The 19,279-nt window shown below is 70.7% G+C and carries 20 protein-coding genes and 1 tRNA gene; 12 read left to right on the forward strand and 9 right to left on the reverse strand.

What is annotated here, in order from left to right:
- Nucleotides 1–253 precede the first annotated feature (253 nt).
- From nhaA to ABZ464_RS26925, 4 genes are all read left to right on the forward strand, one after another.
- Nucleotides 254–1,717: a Na+/H+ antiporter NhaA gene (gene nhaA, locus ABZ464_RS26910; RefSeq protein ID WP_359280495.1), complete on the forward strand. Its 1,464-nt coding sequence runs from the start codon at nt 254–256 to the stop codon at nt 1,715–1,717.
- Nucleotides 1,718–1,755: 38 nt separating this feature from the next.
- Nucleotides 1,756–2,244 carry a phage holin family protein gene (locus ABZ464_RS26915; protein WP_359280496.1) on the forward strand — a complete coding sequence of 163 codons (489 nt, stop codon included), beginning with the start codon at nt 1,756–1,758 and terminating at the stop codon, nt 2,242–2,244.
- Nucleotides 2,241–3,191, forward strand: a complete 951-nt coding sequence (locus ABZ464_RS26920; RefSeq protein ID WP_359280497.1) for an alpha/beta hydrolase — start codon at nt 2,241–2,243, stop codon at nt 3,189–3,191. Before ABZ464_RS26915 ends, ABZ464_RS26920 begins: the two co-directional genes overlap by 4 nt.
- 140 nt (nt 3,192–3,331) lie before the next feature.
- Complete coding sequence (locus tag ABZ464_RS26925; RefSeq protein ID WP_079062021.1) at nt 3,332–3,514, forward strand: hypothetical protein; 183 nt, start codon at nt 3,332–3,334, stop codon at nt 3,512–3,514.
- Between the two features lie 41 nt (nt 3,515–3,555).
- Here the strand turns inward: ABZ464_RS26925 and ABZ464_RS26930 are convergent, their stop codons facing one another.
- From ABZ464_RS26930 to nth, 3 genes are all read right to left on the reverse strand, one after another.
- Nucleotides 3,556–4,755 (reverse strand): MarP family serine protease, encoded by a 1,200-nt coding sequence (locus tag ABZ464_RS26930; protein WP_359280499.1) that lies wholly within the window; start codon nt 4,753–4,755, stop codon nt 3,556–3,558.
- A 13-nt stretch (nt 4,756–4,768) separates the two neighbouring features.
- The gene (locus ABZ464_RS26935; protein WP_359280501.1) at nt 4,769–5,431 is read right to left on the reverse strand and encodes a CoA pyrophosphatase; all 663 of its coding nucleotides are present in this window, start codon (nt 5,429–5,431) and stop codon (nt 4,769–4,771) included.
- A 325-nt stretch (nt 5,432–5,756) separates the two neighbouring features.
- On the reverse strand, nt 5,757–6,578 hold the full coding sequence (gene nth / locus ABZ464_RS26940) for an endonuclease III (RefSeq protein WP_359280502.1): 822 nt from the start codon (nt 6,576–6,578) through the stop codon (nt 5,757–5,759).
- A gap of 316 nt (nt 6,579–6,894) precedes the next feature.
- On the opposite strand from nth, the gene ABZ464_RS26945 reads away from it, so the two are divergent.
- Nucleotides 6,895–7,569: a Crp/Fnr family transcriptional regulator gene (locus ABZ464_RS26945; protein ID WP_029382547.1), complete on the forward strand. Its 675-nt coding sequence runs from the start codon at nt 6,895–6,897 to the stop codon at nt 7,567–7,569.
- A 57-nt stretch (nt 7,570–7,626) separates the two neighbouring features.
- On the forward strand, nt 7,627–8,457 hold the full coding sequence (locus ABZ464_RS26950; RefSeq protein WP_359280504.1) for a nucleotidyltransferase domain-containing protein: 831 nt from the start codon (nt 7,627–7,629) through the stop codon (nt 8,455–8,457).
- A gap of 16 nt (nt 8,458–8,473) precedes the next feature.
- Here ABZ464_RS26950 and ABZ464_RS26955 read toward each other — a convergent pair whose 3' ends face one another.
- The 4 genes from ABZ464_RS26955 to ABZ464_RS26970 all read right to left on the reverse strand — a co-directional run bounded on the left by ABZ464_RS26955 (nt 8,474) and on the right by ABZ464_RS26970 (nt 10,868).
- Nucleotides 8,474–9,304, reverse strand: a complete 831-nt coding sequence (locus ABZ464_RS26955; RefSeq protein WP_359280505.1) for an MBL fold metallo-hydrolase — start codon at nt 9,302–9,304, stop codon at nt 8,474–8,476.
- Nucleotides 9,301–10,176 carry an NUDIX hydrolase gene (locus ABZ464_RS26960; RefSeq protein ID WP_359280507.1) on the reverse strand — a complete coding sequence of 292 codons (876 nt, stop codon included), beginning with the start codon at nt 10,174–10,176 and terminating at the stop codon, nt 9,301–9,303. The genes ABZ464_RS26955 and ABZ464_RS26960 overlap by 4 nt, the downstream gene beginning before the upstream one ends.
- Nucleotides 10,177–10,248: 72 nt before the next feature.
- Nucleotides 10,249–10,713, reverse strand: a complete 465-nt coding sequence (locus tag ABZ464_RS26965; RefSeq protein ID WP_359280508.1) for a RidA family protein — start codon at nt 10,711–10,713, stop codon at nt 10,249–10,251.
- Nucleotides 10,710–10,868: a DUF4177 domain-containing protein gene (locus ABZ464_RS26970; protein ID WP_020129281.1), complete on the reverse strand. Its 159-nt coding sequence runs from the start codon at nt 10,866–10,868 to the stop codon at nt 10,710–10,712. Before ABZ464_RS26970 ends, ABZ464_RS26965 begins: the two co-directional genes overlap by 4 nt.
- Before the next feature lie 152 nt (nt 10,869–11,020).
- Here ABZ464_RS26970 and ABZ464_RS26975 point away from each other — a divergent pair, with 152 nt between their 5' ends.
- Together ABZ464_RS26975 and ABZ464_RS26980 are read left to right on the forward strand one after the other, a co-directional pair.
- Nucleotides 11,021–11,998, forward strand: coding sequence for an ArsA-related P-loop ATPase (locus ABZ464_RS26975; protein WP_359280509.1), 978 nt, complete (start codon nt 11,021–11,023; stop codon nt 11,996–11,998).
- 10 nt (nt 11,999–12,008) lie between these two features.
- On the forward strand, nt 12,009–13,439 hold the full coding sequence (locus ABZ464_RS26980; protein WP_359280510.1) for an ArsA family ATPase: 1,431 nt from the start codon (nt 12,009–12,011) through the stop codon (nt 13,437–13,439).
- Between the two features lie 48 nt (nt 13,440–13,487).
- Here ABZ464_RS26980 and wblA read toward each other — a convergent pair whose 3' ends face one another.
- Nucleotides 13,488–13,826 carry a transcriptional regulator WblA gene (gene wblA / locus ABZ464_RS26985; protein WP_055634507.1) on the reverse strand — a complete coding sequence of 113 codons (339 nt, stop codon included), beginning with the start codon at nt 13,824–13,826 and terminating at the stop codon, nt 13,488–13,490.
- A 407-nt stretch (nt 13,827–14,233) separates the two neighbouring features.
- Between wblA and ABZ464_RS26990 the strand changes: the two genes are divergently transcribed.
- Nucleotides 14,234–16,519: a transglycosylase domain-containing protein gene (locus ABZ464_RS26990; RefSeq protein WP_359280512.1), complete on the forward strand. Its 2,286-nt coding sequence runs from the start codon at nt 14,234–14,236 to the stop codon at nt 16,517–16,519.
- Nucleotides 16,520–16,707: 188 nt separating this feature from the next.
- On the opposite strand, the gene ABZ464_RS26995 is transcribed toward ABZ464_RS26990, so the two are convergent.
- On the reverse strand, nt 16,708–17,172 hold the full coding sequence (locus ABZ464_RS26995; protein WP_359280514.1) for a GatB/YqeY domain-containing protein: 465 nt from the start codon (nt 17,170–17,172) through the stop codon (nt 16,708–16,710).
- 103 nt (nt 17,173–17,275) lie between these two features.
- Here ABZ464_RS26995 and ABZ464_RS27000 point away from each other — a divergent pair, with 103 nt between their 5' ends.
- The 3 genes from ABZ464_RS27000 to ABZ464_RS27010 all read left to right on the forward strand — a co-directional run bounded on the left by ABZ464_RS27000 (nt 17,276) and on the right by ABZ464_RS27010 (nt 19,195).
- Nucleotides 17,276–18,202 (forward strand): metallophosphoesterase, encoded by a 927-nt coding sequence (locus tag ABZ464_RS27000; RefSeq protein ID WP_359280516.1) that lies wholly within the window; start codon nt 17,276–17,278, stop codon nt 18,200–18,202.
- Nucleotides 18,203–18,290: 88 nt separating this feature from the next.
- The gene (locus ABZ464_RS27005) at nt 18,291–19,079 is read left to right on the forward strand and encodes a Pr6Pr family membrane protein (RefSeq protein ID WP_359280517.1); all 789 of its coding nucleotides are present in this window, start codon (nt 18,291–18,293) and stop codon (nt 19,077–19,079) included.
- Nucleotides 19,080–19,121: 42 nt separating this feature from the next.
- Nucleotides 19,122–19,195: transfer RNA gene (locus ABZ464_RS27010), tRNA-Pro, on the forward strand.
- Nucleotides 19,196–19,279: the final 84 nt, after the last annotated feature.

Here is a 19,279-nt window from a genome sequence, read left to right on the forward strand (position 1 = left end):
AAAACCGCCGACTCGGCGACGTCACCACCCTCACCGACTCCACCGTCATGGACCTCATCCAGGCCAAGCTCCCCGCAGCACCGAGCGAGGACTGACCCCGGGACGAGGGACCCCAGGAGAACCGTCACGGGCACCCGGCGGACCGCGCCGGGTGCCCGTTTTCGCCCACCTTAGGTAAACTAAGCAAAACAGGTGAGCCGGGAAGTCTGGTCGGCAGGTGATACCTGCTGCCCACCGACCGGAGGTCTCCCCCGTGACCGCCCCACGTACCTCCACCGCCCGTAAACTCTTCGGACGGCTCTCCCTCCCCGAGCGGACGTATGTCACGGACGCGCTGCGGACCGAGACCGTCGGCGGTGTCCTGTTGCTCCTCGCCGCCGTGACCGCGCTGCTCTGGGCGAACGTCCCCGCACTGCACGACAGCTACGAGACCGTCAGCCACTACCACCTCGGCCCCGCGTCCCTGGGACTGCGTCTGTCGGTCGAGCACTGGGCGGCCGACGGCCTCCTCGCGCTCTTCTTCTTCGTCGCCGGCATCGAACTCAAGCGTGAGCTGGTCGCCGGGGAGCTGAAGGACCCCAGGGCCGCCGCGCTGCCCGTCGCGGCCGCGCTGTGCGGGATGGCCGTACCCGCGCTCGTCTACACCCTCACCAGCCTCACCGGAGGCGGCGACGAGGGCGGCTGGGCCGTGCCCACCGCCACCGACATCGCCTTCGCGCTCGCCGTGCTCGCCGTCATCGGGACCTCGCTGCCGAGCGCCCTGCGCGCCTTCCTGCTCACCCTCGCCGTCGTCGACGACCTGTTCGCGATCCTGATCATCGCGGTCTTCTTCACCGACACGATCCACTTCGCCGCGCTGGGCGGCGCCGTCGCGGGCCTCGCCGTGTTCTGGGTGTTGCTGCGCCGGGGCGTACGCGGCTGGTACGTGTACGTGCCGCTCGCGCTGGTGATCTGGGCGCTGATGTACAACAGCGGCGTCCACGCGACCATCGCCGGCGTCGCCATGGGTCTGATGCTGCGCTGCACCACCCGCGAGGGCGAAGAGCACTCCCCCGGCGAACACATCGAGCATCTCGTGCGCCCGCTCTCCGCAGGTCTCGCCGTACCGCTGTTCGCGCTGTTCAGCGCGGGCGTGACGATCTCGGGCGGGGCACTCGGCGAGGTGTTCACCAGGCCGGAGACCCTCGGGGTCGTCCTCGGACTCGTCGTCGGCAAGACGGTCGGCATCTTCGGCGGCACCTGGCTGACCGCCCGCTTCACCCGCGCCTCCCTCAGCGAGGACCTGGCATGGGCGGACGTCCTCGCCGTCGCCTCGCTCTCCGGCATCGGCTTCACCGTCTCGCTGCTCATCGGCGAACTGGCCTTCGCGGGCGACCCGACCCTCACCGACGAGGTCAAGGCCGCGGTCCTGACGGGCTCACTCATCGCGGCGACCTGCGCGACCGTCCTGCTGAAGCTGCGCAACGCCCGCTACCGCCGGCTCTACGAGACCGAGGAGCGCGACGAGGACAGCGACGGCATCCCGGACGTCTACGAGCAGGACGACCCGGCGTACCACCTGCGCATGGCCGAGATCCATGACCGCAAGGCCGCCGAGCACCGCCGTATCGCCGCGGAGATCACCCGTGAGGGGACGGCCGCGGAGCCGGATCCCGGGCACCGGATGGCGGCCGAAGTACCGGGCGGGGCAGGCGAGGACGGCGACGGTCCGGCATGATCTGACGGGACGGTACAAAAGAAGCGAGGGAGACCGCGATGAGCGCACCCGACGGCAGCCCGGTCGGCGCCGAAGCCAGCATCGGCCAGCTGTTCGCCTCGGCGACGACCGAGATGTCGGCGCTGGTGCACGACGAGATCGCGCTGGCGAAGGCGCAGCTCAAGCAGGACGTCAAACGCGGCGCGACGAGCGGCGGCGCGTTCACGGTGGCCGGCGCGGTCCTGGTGTTCTCCCTGCCGATGCTGAACTTCGCGCTGGCGTACGGCATTCGGACCTGGAGCGACTGGAACCTCGCGATCTGCTTCCTGCTGTCCTTCGCGGCGAACGTGCTCGTCGCGCTCGTCCTGGTGCTGATCGGCGTGGTGTTCGCGAAGAAGGCCAAGAAGAGCCAGGGCCCGCAGAAGGTGGCCGCGTCGATGAAGGAGAGCGCGGGCGTCCTGCAGAAGGCCAAGCCGCACCCGCGACCGGAGCTCGCGCCGGACCGGGTCCCGGAGGCCATCGAGGCTGTGGCACGCTCGACGTCATGACGGACCCCGCCACCCCTTCGGCGCATCCCACCTCGGTCGTACGGCCGGAATACGCCGACGGCACCAAGGTGACCCATCGTGAGGTGGCCGCGAACGGCGCCCGCTTCCATATCGCGGAGGCCGGTGACGGGCCGCTGGTCATGCTGGTCCACGGCTTCCCGCAGTTCTGGTGGACCTGGCGCCACCAGCTCGGCGCACTCGCCGACGCCGGCTTCCGGGCCGTCGCCATGGACCTGCGGGGCGTGGGCGGCAGCGACCGTACGCCCCGGGGCTACGACCCGGCCAACCTCGCCCTCGACATCACCGGCGTGATCCGCTCGCTCGGCGAGCCGGACGCCGCGCTCGTCGGCCACGACCTGGGCGGCTATCTGGCGTGGACGGCCGCCGTGATGCGCCCCAAGCTGGTCCGGCGGCTCGCAGTGGCCTCGATGCCGCACCCGCGGCGCTGGCGCTCGGCGATGCTCGCCGACGTCCGGCAGTCGGCCGCGAGTTCCCACATCTGGGGGTTCCAGCGGCCGTGGATCCCCGAGCGGCAGCTCACCGCCGACGACGGGGAACTGGTGGCCCGGCTGATCCGGGACTGGTCCGGGCCACGGCCGCCGGAGGACGAGGCGCTGGAGACGTACCGGCGCGCGATGTGCATCCCCTCCACCGCGCACTGCTCGGTCGAGCCGTACCGGTGGCTGGTGCGCTCGATGGCGCGGCCGGACGGCGTCCAGTTCTACCGGCGCATGAAGCGGCCCGTGCGCGTCCCCACGCTCCATCTGCACGGGTCACTCGACCCGGTGATGCGCACCCGCAGCGCGGCGGGCTCCGGCGAGTATGTGGAGGCGCCGTACCGCTGGCGGCTGTTCGACGGGCTGGGCCACTTCCCTCACGAAGAGGATCCGGTCGCTTTCTCCACCGAACTGGTCAATTGGCTAAAGGATCCCGAACCCGATCGGTGACCGATCGCTCGCACCCGGTACCCGCCGCCGTACGACCGCATGAAACGCCTGTACGACAAGCGGCCAATTGCCCGGCGCATAGGCCAATTGGCGGGCCTCGGGGCGGTTATCGACCTTGGGGCGGGGGCAGACGTCGGGGTATGGGCTGGACGCACGACTACAGTGACGCAGCACGCAACCGCCGCTCGGCCGCTGGCCTGAGCTCCCACCAACGAGGCACCGACCCGCAGCTGACGGGCTCCGACCTCCGGGTGGGCATTCCGCGCATCCTGCGCCGCCGGGCCCGCTGGGTCTCGGTACGCCTGCGTCACCCTCGAGGCTGACGCCCACGACCGTGTCGACCGGCTGACCGCCGCGCCCGCCGCTAGAGGGCGCAGCGGTCGCTGTCCACCTGCTGTCCGGCGGTACGTCCGTTGAGGATGTCCTGCTGGATCTCGTCGGCGGTGAGCGCGTACCCGGTGTCGGCGTCGTCGAGCGACTTCGCGAAGACCACGCCGTACACCCGGCCGTCGGGGGTGAGCAGCGGGCCGCCGGAGTTGCCCTGGCGGACGATCGTGTAGAGCGAGTACACATCGCGGCGCACGGTGCCGCGGTGGTAGATGTCCGGGCCGTTGGCCGTGATGCGGCCGCGCACGCGCGCGGCACGGACGTCGTACGACCCGTTCTCCGGGAACCCGGCGACGATCGCGTCGGCGCCGGTGCTCGCGTCGTCGGTGGTGAACCGCAGCACGGGCGCGTCGAGGTCCGGTACGTCGAGCACGGCGATGTCGCGCTTCCAGTCGTACAGGACGACCGTCGCGTCGTACTTGCGGCCCTCGCCGCCGATCTGCACGGTCGGCTCGTCGACGCCGCCCACGACATGCGCGTTGGTCATGACGCGGCGCTCGCCGAAGACGAAGCCGGTGCCCTCCAGGACCTTGCCGCAACTCTCGGCGGTGCCCATCACCTTGACGATGGAGCGCTGCGCGCGCGTGGCGACGGCGCTGCCCGCGAGGGCCGGGTCGGGCGGCTGGACGTCGGTGATCGGCTCGTTGGCGAACGGGCTGAAGACCTGCGGGAAGCCGTTCTGCGCGAGGACGGAGGAGAAGTCGGCGAACCAGGTGTCGGCCTGGTCGGGCAGCGCCCGGGACACCCCCTGGAGCACGGTGGAGTTGCGGACCTCCTTGCCGAGGGTCGGCAGGGTGGTGCCGGCCAGGGCGGAGCCGATCAGCCAGGCCACCAGCAGCATGGCGACGACGTTCACCAGCGCGCCGCCGGTGGCGTCCAGGGCGCGGGCCGGGGACCAGGTGATGTACCGGCGCAGCTTGTTGCCGAGATGGGTGGTCAGGGCCTGTCCGACCGAGGCGCAGACGATCACGACGACGACGGCGACGACGGCGGCCGTGGTGCTGACCTCGGCGTTGTCGGTGAGCCAGTCCCAGATCACCGGCAGCAGGTAGACGGCGACCAGGCCGCCGCCCAGGAAGCCGATCACCGACAGGATGCCGACGACGAAGCCCTGGCGGAAGCCGACCACCGCGAACCAGACGGCCGCGACCAGCAACAAGATGTCCAGCACGTTCACGGGGTTCACCCTGTCATGACCGCCAGTCGAGCGGGACCTGCTTCTCCCGGTCCCAGGGGCGCTCCCAGCCCGCGAAGTGCAGCAGGCGGTCGATGACGCCGGCCGTGAAGCCCCAGACGAGCGCCGATTCGACCAGGAATGCCGGACCTCGGTGGCCGCTGGGGTGGACGGTGGTGGCCCGGTTGGCCGGATCCGTGAGATCGGCCACGGGGACCGTGAAGACCCGGGCCGTCTCGTTCGGGTCGACGACGCCCACCGGGCTCGGCTCGCGCCACCAGCCCAGGACGGACGTCACGACGAAGCCGCTGACCGGGATGTACAGCGTGGGCAGGACGCCGAAGAGCTGGACGCCCGAGGGGTCGAGTCCGGTCTCCTCCTCGGCCTCGCGCAGTGCGGCCCGCAGGGGCCCGTCGCCCTGCGGATCGCCGTCCTCCGGATCGAGGGCGCCGCCGGGGAAGGAGGGCTGTCCCGCGTGCGAGCGCAGCGAGCCGGCCCGCTCCATCAGCAGCAGCTCGGGGCCACGCTCGCCCTCTCCGAACAGCACGAGGACCGCCGACTGGCGTCCCGCGCCGTCCTGCGGCGGCAGAAAGCGGCTGAGCTGGCGCGGCTGGACCGTCTCCACGACCCGCACGACCGGATCCAGCCAGCCGGGCAGCCCCTGCTTGCGCAGCACCACCGCACCACCCCGGGGACCATCCGCTGCGGCACCTGCTGCGTGGCCGGACCGGCCTGCCACCTCGCCGGACCGAGCGCCCGTAGCGTCTCCGGACCGGCCCGCCGCGTTCCCGGCCGCGTGGCCCGTCCTGTCGCTCGCGGCGGCCCCCGCCTTAGCGCTTGCCGCTTCGCTTGCCGTTTCGCTCGCCGGATCGCTCGTCGTCCCACTCACCCGTGTCATCGCCACACCACCCCCCGTTCTGCCTGGTCCAACGCGCGAGGACCCGTAGATCGTTCCGTCGGCCGTGCCCCGGTCGCCCGCCGGGGGTGTCTCCGTGGTCGCCCGGTCATCCGGCCCCCAGCGGCGGGGCCGGCCGGCCGCCCGCGTCGAGGTAGGCCTGCGGCGGGTTCAGCCGCTGGCCGGGGAAGCCGCCCTTCTCGTACTTCAGGAGCTTCTTCGCCGCCTCCGGGTCCGTCTCGCCCTCGCCGTACGCCGGGCAGAGCGGGGCGATGGGGCAGGCGCCGCAGGCCGGCTTGCGGGCGTGGCAGATGCGGCGGCCGTGCCAGATGACGTGATGGGACAGGTCCGTCCAGTCACCCTTGGGGAAGAGCGCGCCGATCGCCGCCTCGATCTTGTCGGGGTCGGTCTCCTCGGTCCACCGCCAGCGTCGTACAAGCCGCTGGAAGTGGGTGTCCACGGTGATGCCGGGGCGCCCGAAGGCGTTGCCCAGGACCACGAAGGCGGTCTTGCGGCCCACGCCGGGCAGCTTGACCAGGTCCTCCAGGCGGCCGGGCACCTCACCGTCGAACTGCTCCACCAGGGCCTTGGAGAGCCCTATGACCGACCGGGTCTTGGCGCGGAAGAACCCGCAGGGGCGGAGGATCTCCTCGACCTCCTCGGGGTTGGCCGCGGCCAGGTCCTCGGGGGTGGGGTACTTGGCGAAGAGGCCGGGGGTCGTCTGGTTGACCCTGAGGTCGGTGGTCTGCGCGGACAGGACCGTGGCCACCACGAGCTGGAAGGGGTTCTCGAAGTCGAGTTCGGGGTGGGCGTAGGGATAGACCTCGGCGAGTTCGCGGTTGATACGGCGGGCGCGGCGGACGAGCGCGGTCCGCGACTCCGGTTTTCCTGCGGATTTACCGGCTTTGCCGGTAGCGTCTTTTTTGGGCACCTTTGCCGTCTTCTTACCCTCACCGGACTCTTGTTCGCCCACAGCGGAATCGCGACGTACAACCACCCGCCCAGCCCCCTTGGCCTGTGCTCTCACCGGCGATTTGGACACCCGGCCAGCCTAAAGCCCGGCACCGACATCCGCCCCGGACCCCGAAGATCGGCCCCCAATTGGACCCCTGCCGCTTACCTCGGGACATGTGTGCGGCATCCTTGTGACAGATCACACTGTTTGGACCGTCCGGCAAAATGGGGAACCAGGTCCCCTGGTAAGCGGGGGACAAGATCCCCTGAGCAGGTCGACAAGGAGAGAACTCGTGGACGACGTTCTGCGGCGCAACCCGCTCTTCGCGGCTCTCGACGACGAGCAGGCCGCGGAGCTGCGCGCCTCCATGAGTGAGGTGACGCTCGCCCGTGGCGACTCCCTGTTCCACGAGGGCGACCCGGGCGACCGGCTCTATGTCGTCACCGAGGGCAAGGTCAAGCTCCACCGCACGTCCCCCGACGGCCGCGAGAACATGCTGGCCGTGGTGGGCCCCGGCGAGCTGATCGGCGAGCTGTCGCTGTTCGACCCGGGCCCCCGCACGGCGACGGCGACGGCCCTCACCGAGGTCAAGCTGCTCGGCCTCGGCCACGGCGACCTCCAGCCCTGGCTGAACGCCCGCCCCGAGGTGGCCGCCGCGCTCCTGCGCGCCGTCGCCCGGCGCCTGCGCAAGACCAACGACGCCATGTCCGACCTGGTCTTCTCGGACGTCCCCGGCCGCGTGGCACGCGCCCTGCTGGACCTCTCCCGCCGCTTCGGCGTGCAGTCCGAGGAGGGCATCCACGTCGTCCACGACCTCACGCAGGAGGAGCTGGCCCAGCTCGTCGGCGCCTCGCGCGAGACGGTCAACAAGGCGCTCGCCGACTTCGCCCAGCGCGGGTGGCTGCGCCTGGAGGCGCGGGCGGTCATCCTGCTGGACGTGGAGCGGCTCGCCAAGCGGTCGCGGTAGGGGCACCGGGGGCTGCCGCCCCCGAACCCGCCCCCGAACCCCTGGCACAGTGACCCCATGGCTGAAACGGTTCCTCTGCGAGGGCTCGACCCCCAGGGCTACATCGCCCGCGAAGGCTCCCTCGCGCGCGTGCCGCATGGCTTCCGGCCCCTCGTCGCGGCCTCCAGGGACGGGATCCTGGATCTCTTCGGGGCTCGGCTGCACAGCGCGTACCTCTACGGGTCGATCCCGCGCGGCACCGCGCGCGTGGGGCGCAGCGATCTGGACCTGCTGGCCGTCCTGTACGACGAGCCGGCCGAGGCGGACCGGGCCGCCGCCCGGGCCCTGCTCGAGGCCCTCGACCAGGGGTTCCCGCAGATCGACGGCGGCGGAGTGCTGCTTTCCAGCCGTACGCGCGTGCTGAGCGACCTGGAGCGGTACGACCTGGGGTTCTTCGTCGCCTGTCTGTGCACCCCGCTCCTCGGCGAGGACCTCGCCGAGTACCTGCCCCGCTACCGCCCCGACTCGCTCCTCGCGCGCGAGACGAACGGCGAGCTCGCCCTGCTGCTGCCGCGCTGGCGGGCGCGGATCGCGGAGACGGCCGAGACGGAGGAGGCCCTCAGGCCCCTCGTCCGGTCCATGTCCCGCCACCTCGTGCGCACCGCGTTCACTCTGGTCATGCCCCGCTGGAACGGCTGGACCAGCGATCTGCACGAGATGGCCGACGCGTTCGCCATCCACTACCCCGAGCGGGCCGAGCAGGTGCGTACGGCAGCGGTGCGCGGCTACGAGCCGACGGGCGACGCGGCCGCCCTCGCCTCGTACGTGGACGACGTGGGGCCCTGGCTCGCGGACGAGTACGCGCGCGTGCACGGCATCAAGGCTCCCCGGCCCGAGGACGCCTCCTGAGGCCCGGGAACGGCCGCTAGATCAGCCCGTGCTCCTCCAGGTACTCCATCTGCGCCCGTACGGAGAGTTCCGCCGCCGGCCACAGCGTGCGGTCGACATCGGCGTACACATGGGAGACGACGTCGGAGGCGGTGCGGAAGCCGTCCTCGACGGCCGTCTCGACCTGGGCGAGGCGGTGGGCGCGGTGGGCGAGGTAGAACTCGACGGCGCCCTGGGCGTCCTCCAGGACGGGGCCGTGGCCCGGGAGGACCGTGTGGACGCCGTCGTCGACCGCGAGGGACCTCAGGCGGCGCAGGGAGTCCAGATAGTCGCCCAGGCGGCCGTCGGGGTGCGCCACGACCGTGGTGCCCCGCCCCAGGATCGTGTCGCCGGTCAGGACGGCCCCGTCGGCCGGGAGGTGGAAGCAGAGCGAGTCGGCGGTGTGGCCGGGCGTCGGCACGACCCGCAGCTCCAGGCCGCCCAGCGTGATCACGTCTCCGGCGCCCAGCCCCTCGTCGCCCAGCCGCAGCGCCGGGTCCAGGGCACGCACGCGCGTACCGGTCAGCTCGGCGAAGCGGACGGCTCCCTCGGCGTGGTCGGGGTGGCCGTGGGTCAGCAGGGTCAGGGCGACCCGTTTGCCGGCCCGCTCGGCGGTGTCGACGACCGCCCGCAGATGGCCGTCGTCCAGCGGGCCCGGGTCGATCACGACCGCCAGCTCGGAATCGGGCTCGGAGACGATCCAGGTGTTGGTGCCGTCCAGGGTCATCGCGGAGGCGTTGGGGGCGAGGACGTTGACCGCGCGCGGGGTGGCCGGTCCGGTCAGGACGCCGCCGCGGGGCTGGCCGGGGAGGGCTGCTGCGTCGGTCATGCGGGGCCTCCACCGGCGGGGATCGGGATGTGCTTGGTGAACTCACCGTGGCCCGGCCAGGTCAGGACGATCTCGCCGTCGGTGAGCCGGGCCTCGGCCAGGACGGGGGTCAGATCGCGGCCGGGGGCGGCGGCGAGGGCCTCGGCGGCGGTGGCGTACGGGGTCAGCTGGCGCAGGGTCGCGATCGTGGGCGGCATCATCGTCAGCTCGCCCTTGTCGTACGAGTCCGCCGCCTCCCCGGGGCGGATCCACACCGTGCGGTCCGCCTCCGTGGAGGCGTTGCGGGTGCGCTGGCCCTCGGGGAGCGCGGCCACGAAGAACCAGGTGTCGTAGCGGCGGGACTCGAACTCGGGGGTGATCCAGCGCGTCCAGGCGCCGAGCAGGTCGGAGCGCAGGACGAGCCCGCGGCGGTCCAGGAACTCCGCGAAGGACAGCTCACGGGCGGCCACGGCCGCACGGTCCGCCTCCCAGTCGGCGCCGGTCGTGTCGCCGACCAGCGTGTCGGGGTCCGGCCCCGCGAGCAGGACGCCCGCCTCCTCGTACGTCTCCCGTACGGCCGCGCAGACGATCGCCTGCGCCACCGCCTCGTCGACACCGAGCCGCCGCGCCCACCACGCGCGCGTGGGGCCCGCCCAGCGCACCAGGCGGTCGTCGTCGCGCGGGTCGACGCCGCCGCCCGGATAGGCGTACGCGCCTCCGGCGAAGGCCATGGAGGCGCGTCTGCGCAGCATGTGGACGAAGGTGCCGGCCGGGCCGTCCTTCAGGAGCATGACGGTGGCCGCGCGTCTGGGCGTGACGGGCGTGAGTGTCCCGTCCGCGAGCGCGCGGATGCGTTCCGGCCAGTCCGAGGGAAACCACTGCCCATTCGCCATGGGCGCGAGGCTATCCCCTGGTGAGCGAATGTTCGAGAGGTGCCCGAGGTCAGGGCACCTCCGCGGTGGCCCTTACGGGACCAGCTCGACCTGGATCTCGACCTCGACCGGCGCGTCCAGCGGCAGCACCGCGACGCCGACCGCGCTGCGCGCGTGCACGCCCTTGTCGCCGAGGACCTCGGCGAGCAGCTCGCTCGCGCCGTTGAGGACGGCGGGCTGGCCCGTGAAGTCGGAGGCCGAGGCGACGAAGCCGACGACCTTCACCACGCGTGCGATGCGGTCCAGATCGCCGGCGACCGACTTCACGGCGGCCAGCGCGTTCAGGGCGCAGGTGCGGGCCAGCTCCTTGGCCTCCTCGGGGGTGACCTCGGCGCCGACCTTGCCGGTGACGGGCAGCTTGCCGTCCACCATGGGCAGCTGGCCGGCGGTGAACACGTACGGCCCCGACTGCACGGCGGGCTGGTAGGCCGCGAGGGGCGGCACCACGGCCGGCAGGGTCAGGCCCAGCTCGGCGAGCTTCGCCTCGACGCCGCTCATGCCTTGGCCCGCTTCAGGTAGGCCACGAGCTGCTCGGGGTTGTTCGGCCCGGGGACGACCTGGACGAGCTCCCAGCCGTCCTCGCCCCAGGTGTCCAGAATCTGCTTCGTGGCATGGACGAGCAGCGGCACGGTTGCGTATTCCCACTTGGTCATGGGGCGACTGTATCCGCTGTCGCCCGGGGGCTCCCGTACAGGCCAGGCGGCTGGTTCCGGCCCGGTTGTCCACAGGCCATGTGGCCGATACCGCCCCCCGTTGTCCACAGCCTCCCGATTGCCTCGGGCATGGACTGGTTACGCTCGAAGACGTGAGCAGGCTCCAGGTCGTCAGCGGCAAGGGCGGGACCGGAAAGACGACGGTCGCCGCCGCCCTAGCGCTGGCCCTCGCCACGGCAGGGAAGCGGACGCTTCTCGTCGAGGTGGAGGGCCGGCAGGGCATCGCGCAGCTCTTCGAGACAGAGGCGTTGCCCTACGAGGAACGCAAGATCGCCGTCGCGCCGGGAGGTGGTGAGGTGTACGCGCTCGCCATCGATCCCGAACTGGCCCTTCTGGACTACCTCCAGATGTTCTACAAACTGGGGGGCGCCGGACGGGCCCTGAAGAAGCTGGGCGCGATCGACTTCGCCACCACCGTCGCACCCGGCCTGAGGGACGTCCTCCTCACCGGCAAGGCGTGCGAGGCGGTCCGGCGCAAGGACAAGAGCGGGCGGTTCGTGTACGACTACGTCGTCATGGACGCCCCGCCGACCGGTCGCGTCACCCGCTTCCTGAACGTGAACGACGAGGTCGCGGGGCTGGCCAAGATCGGCCCGATACACAATCAGGCACAGGCCGTGATGCGGGTGCTGAAGTCGCCGGAGACGGCCGTGCACCTGGTGACGCTGCTCGAGGAGATGCCGGTCCAGGAGACCGCGGACGGCATCGCCGAGCTGCGGGCGGCGAAGCTGCCGGTGGGCCGGGTCATCGTCAACATGGTGCGGCCCGAGGTGTTGGACGCGGACGGGGTGGAACTCGTACGAACCGTGACACGTTCCTCCATTGCGCGGTCGCTGTCCGCGGCCGGGCTGGGCGGGGCGCGGCGCGGTGGACACGCCGAGCGGCTGGTGGACCCGCTGCTGCAGCAGGCCGAGGAGTACGCCGAGCGGCACGCGCTGGAGCAGGAGCAGCGCGCGGTCCTGGGCGAGCTGGGCCTGCCGCTGCACGAACTGCCGCTGCTCGCCGAGGGAATGGATCTGGCGGGCCTGTACGAACTCGCCACCGAGCTGCGCAAGCAGCAGATCGCATGAGGGGGACGGTATGAGTCGGGACCAGGGCCAGGCACAGCACCGGCTCTCCCCCGCGCGCGTGCTCGATCTCGACCCGCTGCTCGACGACCCGGCGACCCGGATCGTGGTGTGCTGCGGTTCCGGCGGGGTCGGCAAGACGACGACGGCGGCGGCGCTGGGCCTCAGGGCGGCCGAGCGGGGCCGCAAGGTGGTGGTGCTCACCATCGACCCGGCGCGCCGGCTCGCCCAGTCCATGGGCATCGACTCGCTCGACAACACCCCCCGCCGGGTCAAGGGCGTCGAGGGCGACGGCGAGTTGCACGCGATGATGCTCGACATGAAGCGCACGTTCGACGAGATCGTCGAGTCGCACGCCGATCCGGAGCGGGCGTCCGCGATCCTGTCGAACCCCTTCTATCAGTCGCTCTCCGCCGGTTTCGCCGGCACGCAGGAGTACATGGCGATGGAGAAGCTGGGGCAGTTGCGCGCCCGGGACGAGTGGGACCTGATCGTCGTCGACACTCCCCCGTCGCGCTCCGCTCTGGACTTCCTGGACGCGCCGAAGAGGCTCGGTTCGTTCCTGGACGGCAAGCTGATCCGTGTCCTGCTCGCGCCGGCGAAGGTCGGCGGCCGCGCGGGGATGAAGTTCCTGAACGTCGGGATGTCGATGATGACGGGCGCGCTCGGCAAGCTGCTGGGCGGGCAGTTGCTGAAGGACGTGCAGACGTTCGTGGCGGCGATGGACTCGATGTTCGGCGGGTTCCGCACCCGCGCGGACGCCACGTACAAGCTGCTCCAGGCGCCGGGGACGGCGTTCCTGGTGGTGGCGGCCCCCGAGCGGGACGCGCTGCGGGAGGCCGCGTACTTCGTGGAGCGGCTGGCCGCCGAGAGCATGCCGCTGGCCGGGCTGGTGCTCAACCGGGTCCATGGCAGCGGCGCGGCCCAGCTGTCCGCCGAGCGGGCGCTCGCCGCCGCGGAGAATCTCGACCTGGCCGACAGCCCCGTCGACACCCCTGTCGATCCCCCCGCGGCGGAAAATCTTGAAGAGCCCCGCATTGTGGATCAGGACGGCGGGAAAGCTGGCCTTCGTAACTCTCCCGACACGTACGGCAGTTCAGAATCTCCCGCAACCGAACCCGCGACGGATCCCGCAACCGAACCCGCGACGGATCCCGCAACCGATCCCACGACGGATCCCACCGCCGACCAGGGGTCCGGCCCGGCCGGTTCCCCCAGCGCCGATCAGCTGACCGCAGGCCTGCTGAGGCTGCACGCCGAGCGGATGCACCTGCTCTCCCGTGAGCAGCGCACCCGTGACCGCTTCACCGCCCTCCATCCGGAGGTGGCGGTGGCCGAAGTGGCGGCGCTGCCCGGCGACGTACACGACCTCGCGGGACTGCGGGACATCGGCAGCCGGCTCGCGGCCAATCGGCCGGAGCTGCCCGAGACTGCCGACGGCTGAACAGGAAGGTCCCCCGAGGGAAGGTTCCCCCGAGCGGGAGGGCTCCCGTCAGCTCACCGCCGCGTAGTTCTCGTACATCTCGTCGTCGTCGAGCGACACGATGCCCGAGCCGCGCTCGTACTCCGAGCGCGCGGTCTCCAGCAGCCGGCGCCACGAGGTGACGGTCGGTCGCCTGCGCAGCAGAGCGCGGCGCTCGCGCTCCGTCATGCCTCCCCACACGCCGAACTCGACGCGGTTGTCGAGCGCGTCGGCCAGACATTCGGTGCGTACCGGGCATCCGGTGCACACCGCCTTGGCCCTGTTCTGCGCTGCTCCCTGAACGAACAGTTCATCCGGATCGGTAGTGCGGCAGGCAGCCTGCGCACTCCAGTCGGTAACCCAGCCCATACCGGCGCCGTCCTCTCCCGAATCGAGGCTCCCCCACGGCGGCAGCGGCATATTCACCGCCGCCAGTTGAGGACGTTACGGAAGGTGGGCACAGCGCAACACCCCCTTCGGGCCCAATCTTGAATGGCCCGAACGGACTATGGGTAAGCGGCAGATCACCCGGGGGAGTGAGCCTGCGACATACGTGACCTTCCCGGCAAACGGGGCAGTTCTCCTGGGTCACAACGGACGCCGGATGACACACAAGGCGGATTCGGGCACGCCCCCACCAAAAAAGTTGGGGAACCTCCGGAACGATTCGGGGTCGCCGGACGTATTGATACGTGGCCCTACTGCTGTGACAGTTGGGAGCAGCTTAGGCCAAGGCATATACGCGTGTCCGGCGAATGAGAACGTAGGCTGCCCTCATGCCAAACAAGCGCTCGGGCGGTGGCCTGTCCGCCACGCAGCAGGCCGCCAAGTTCCTCGGTGTCAGTGTGCTCTCCGGAGCCGTACTGGCGGGCATCGCGCTGCCCGCGTTCGGCGCCCTGGGACTGGCCGCGAAGGGGTCGGTGGAGTCGTTCGACGAACTCCCGGCCAACCTGAAGACACCGCCGCTGAGCCAGCGCACCAGGATCCTCGACGCCAAGGGCTCCCAGATCGCGCAGGTCTACTCCCGTGACCGCACGGTGGTCGACCTCAAGAACATCTCGCCGTACATGCAGAAGGCGATCGTCGCGATCGAGGACTCGCGCTTCTACCAGCACGGCGCGATCGACCTGAAGGGCGTCCTGCGCGCCCTCAACAAGAACGTGCAGAGCAGCGGGGTCTCCCAGGGCGCGTCGACGCTCACCCAGCAGTACGTGAAGAACGTCTTCGTGGAGGAGGCCGGCGACGACCCGACGAAGGTCGCGCAGGCCACCCAGCAGACCATCGGCCGCAAGATCAAGGAGCTGAAGTACGCGATCCAGGTCGAGGAGGAGCTCGGCAAGAAGAAGATCCTCGAGAACTACCTGAACATCACGTTCTTCGGCGAGCAGGCCTACGGTGTCGAGGCGGCCTCCCAGCGCTACTTCTCCACGCACGCCAAGAACCTCACCCTCCCGCAGGCGGCCCTGCTGGCCGGCATCGTCCAGTCCCCGAGCCGCTACGACCCGGTCAACGACGCGACCGAGGCCACCAAGCGCCGTAACACCGTCCTGCAGCGCATGGCCGAGGTCGGCGACATCTCGGAGGCCGAGGCCGCCAAGGCGCAGAAGGCCCCGCTGGGCCTGAAGGTCACCCAGCCGAAGAACGGCTGCATCACCGCCGTGCAGGGCGCCAGCTTCTTCTGCAAGTACGTCGAGCGGGTCTTCCTCAGCGACCCGGTCTTCGGCAAGACGAAGGAGGCGCGGGCCAAGCTCTGGAACCAGGGCGGTCTGACCATCCGGACCACGCTCGACCCGCAGTCCCAGAAGTCCGTGCAGGCCAGCCTGAAGAAGCATGTCTACAAGTCGGACAAGGTCGCCGCGGCCGCCACGCTCGTCGAGCCCGGCACCGGCAAGATCCTCGGAATGGGCCAGTCCAAGCCGTACGGCTACGGCAAGAACGAGACCGAGTACAACTACTCGGTCAACGCCTCCATGGGCGGCTCCAACTTCGGCTTCCCGACCGGTTCGACCTTCAAGCCGTTCGTGGCCGCGGCCGCGATCGAGGAGGGCCGCCCGGCCAACCAGACGTACTCGGCGCCGTACGAGATGCAGTACCCGGCCACGGTCCAGACCTGCAGCGGCAGCCCCTGGAAGAACGACGGCGGCTACAAGCTGGAGAACGAGAGCGCGTCCGAGAAGGGCCCGTACGACCTGCAGACCGCCATGGCGAAGTCGGTCAACACCTACTTCGTGCAGATGCTCGCCGACATCGGCATGTGCCCCGTGGTGAAGATGACCGACGCGCTCGGCGTGGTCCAGGGCAACGGCGACAAGGTCCCCGAGGTCCCCTCCTCGATGACCCTCGGTTCGACCGGTCTCTCCCCTCTCACCATGGCGAGCGCGTACGCGACCTTCGCCAGCCGGGGCATGTACTGCACCCCGGTCGCCATCGAGTCGATCACCCAGATCGCCAACGGCAAGAAGAAGTCGCTGGAGGTCCCGAAGTCGACCTGCTCGCGGGCGATGAGCGAGAAGACCGCGGACACCATCAACACCCTGCTCAGCGGTGTGATCGACTCCGGTACGGGCCAGCAGGCCGGCCTCTCCGGCCGCGACAACGCCGGTAAGACCGGTACGACGGACTCCCGTAAGAACGCCTGGTTCGTCGGCTACACCCCGAACCTCTCGGGCGCCGTCTGGGTTGGCAGCGCCACCCAGAAGGTGCAGATGAACAACATCTACATCGGCGGCGTCTACCACTCCCAGGTCTACGGCGGTGACACCCCCGGCCCGATCTGGCGCGACGCGATGAACGGCGCCCTGGAGAACAAGGACGCCCCCAGCTTCAACATGGTCTCCATCCCGAGCAGCAACATCGGCCGGGGCGACGACAACGACGACGGGGACGACAACAACAACGGCAACGACGGCGGCAACGACGGCTTCATCGGCGGCCTCTTCGACGGCGGCACGTCCGACGGCAGCACCTCGACCGACGGCGGCTCCTCCTCGTCCGACGGCTCCACCGACTTCGGCAACCTGTTCCAGGGGAACGGGAACGGGAACGGGGGCGGAAGGGGCTGAGAGCCGCTCCGCCGGTAGACACATAGGGGACGGCCCCTGCTTCTCGTACTGCGCTGTGAGGCGTACGAGGAGCAGGGGCCGTTTCGCTTGTACGGCGCCCCGGGGTCGGCCCGGAGCCGGGGTCGCCCCCGGGGCGCCGGCCGAGGTGGCCCTTGGGCGGGGGCCCGGGGGCGACCCTTGGGCGGGGTTCAGCCGGCGAGCAGCTTCTTGACGACCGCGGCGACGCGGCCGCCCTCCGCCTGACCGGCCACCTTCGGGTTCACGATCTTCATGACGGCGCCCATGGCCCGCGGCCCCTCGGCACCCGCCGCCTTCGCCTCCTCGACGGCCTGGGCGACGATGTCGTTCAGCTCCTCGTCGCTGAGCTGCTTCGGCAGGTACGCGGCGAGCACCTCGCCCTCCGCCTTCTCCCGCTCGGCGGACTCGGGACGACCACCCTGCGCGAAGGCGTCGGCCGCCTCCCGGCGCTTCTTCGCCTCACGGGTGATCACCTTCTGCACCTCGTCGTCGGAGAGCTCGCGCTTCTCCTTGCCCGCGACCTCCTCCTTGGTGATCGCGGTGAGGGTCAGCCGGAGCGTCGAGGAGCGGAGCTCATCGCGCTCCTTGATCGCGGCGTTGAGGTCTTCCTGCAGCTTCGACTTGAGCGTGGTCATGGGTGCGATTGTCGCAGGTGTGGCAGGCCCGGTGCCCGTTCATTTCAGGGTCGACGGCCGACGAGGTGTCAGCCGGGCCCAACGCGTCTGAGACGATGGACGTATGCGCGCGCGATACGGAGTACCTCTTTCCATCGCGGCGGCTGGCGCCGCCGGTCTGGTGTACGCGGCGGGTATCGAACCCCGCTCCTTCCGCCTCCGACGGGTGACGGTCCCCGTCCTCCCCTCCGGAATGCGCCCGCTGCGCGTGCTGCAGGTCTCCGACATCCACATGGTCGGCGGCCAGCGCAAGAAGCAGCGCTGGCTGCGCTCGCTGGCCGGCCTGCGCCCCGACTTCGTGATCAACACGGGCGACAACCTCTCCGACCCGGAGGGCATCCCGGAGACCCTGGACGCCCTCGGTCCCCTGATGGACTTCCCGGGCGCGTACGTCTTCGGGTCGAACGACTACTACGGCCCCAAGCTGCGCAACCCCGCCCGCTACCTGCTGGAGAAGGTCCAGGGCCGCCACGGCCTGAACGGCAACGCGCCCGCCGTCGACGTCGTCCACAACCCGTGGGAGGACCTGCGGGACGGTTTCGACGGGGCGGGCTGGCTCAACCTGACGAACACCCGTGGCGTCCTGAAGATCGACGGCATGTCGATCGAGCTGACCGGCGTGGACGACCCGCACATCAAGCGGGACCGGTACGCCCAGGTGTCCGGCGGCCCCTCGGCCTCCGCGGACTTCTCGATGGGCGTGGTGCACGCGCCGTATCTCCGCGTCCTCGACGCGTACACGGCGGACGACTACCCCCTGATCCTCGCCGGCCACACCCACGGCGGCCAGCTCTGCATCCCCTTCTACGGCGCCCTCGTCACCAACTGCGACCTCGACACGGACCGTGTGAAGGGCCTGTCGACGCACACGGCGGAGGGCCGGACGTCCTACCTGCACGTCTCGGCGGGCTGTGGCGCGAGCCGCTACACACCGGTGCGGTTCGCCTGCCCGCCGGAGGTGACGCTGCTGACGTTGGTGGGGCGGGACTGAGGCGAGACCGAAGCGGGAGAAGAACAAAGATTCCCCCATCCAGCCCACCCATATCGCCCCCTTTCCCCCATTTGCCTAATTTGGGGGCATGACCGCGCCGATACCCCGGGACATCCCGGAGCTGCCCGCGATTCCGCGGACCCACGCGCTCCTGCCCTCCTCCGTCCCCGCCTCCGCGGTGGTGCCCCCCGTACGCCGCCCCCTGGCCGCCGTACTGCGCCTGCTCCTGGCCGGCACGGCAGCCGCAGGCGTGATCCTCGCGCTCGTGATCACGGACGCCCCACTGCGCACGCTGAGCCACTTCTCCCTCCAGAGCAACGTGCTGCTGGCCCTGGTCACCCTCGCCTCGGCCCGCCGCGCCTGGTCGGCCCGCGCCCCGCTCCCCTCCGCCCTGACCGGCGCCGCGCTGCTCTACATCACGATCACGGGCCTGGTGTACCACCTGCTCCTGACGGATCCGGCCCCCCGGTTCCTGGTGACGGACCCGACAGCCGCCCCGACGGGCTGGGCCTCGCTGACCAACCACCTCCTCCACACGGTCACCCCGGCAGCCGCCGCCCTCGACTGGCTGCTCCTGACCCCACCCGGTCGCCTGCGCCTGCGCCGGGCGGCGACCTGGATGCTCTACCCCACGGCCTACCTGCTCTTCCTCCTCCTCCGCGCCGAGCTGATCACCCCCACCACCCCGGGCCGCTACCTCTACCCCTTCCTCGACGCCGAGGCCCACGGTTTCCGGCACACCCTGGCCAACGCCCTCCTCCTCGGCCTCTCCTTCTACGCCCTCGCCGTCCTCCTCGTGGCCCTCGACCACGCCCGCCCCAACCCGATCCGCCACCGCGCCAAAACCGGATTTCGTCTCCAGCCACCAGTGGGCTAAAGTAAACGACGTCGCCGCGACAAGCAGGACAAGCAGCGACATCGGGGTGTAGCGCAGCTTGGCAGCGCGCTTCGTTCGGGACGAAGAGGTCGTGGGTTCAAATCCCGCCACCCCGACAGCTAGATAGCAATGCCAGAGGGCCCTTACCGAATCGGTAAGGGCCCTCTGGCATTGCTGCGTGTCTAACTGCGTGCCTATCG

The organism is Streptomyces sp. NPDC005820 (assembly GCF_040630255.1).
Taxonomy (GTDB): Bacteria; Actinomycetota; Actinomycetes; order Streptomycetales; family Streptomycetaceae; genus Streptomyces.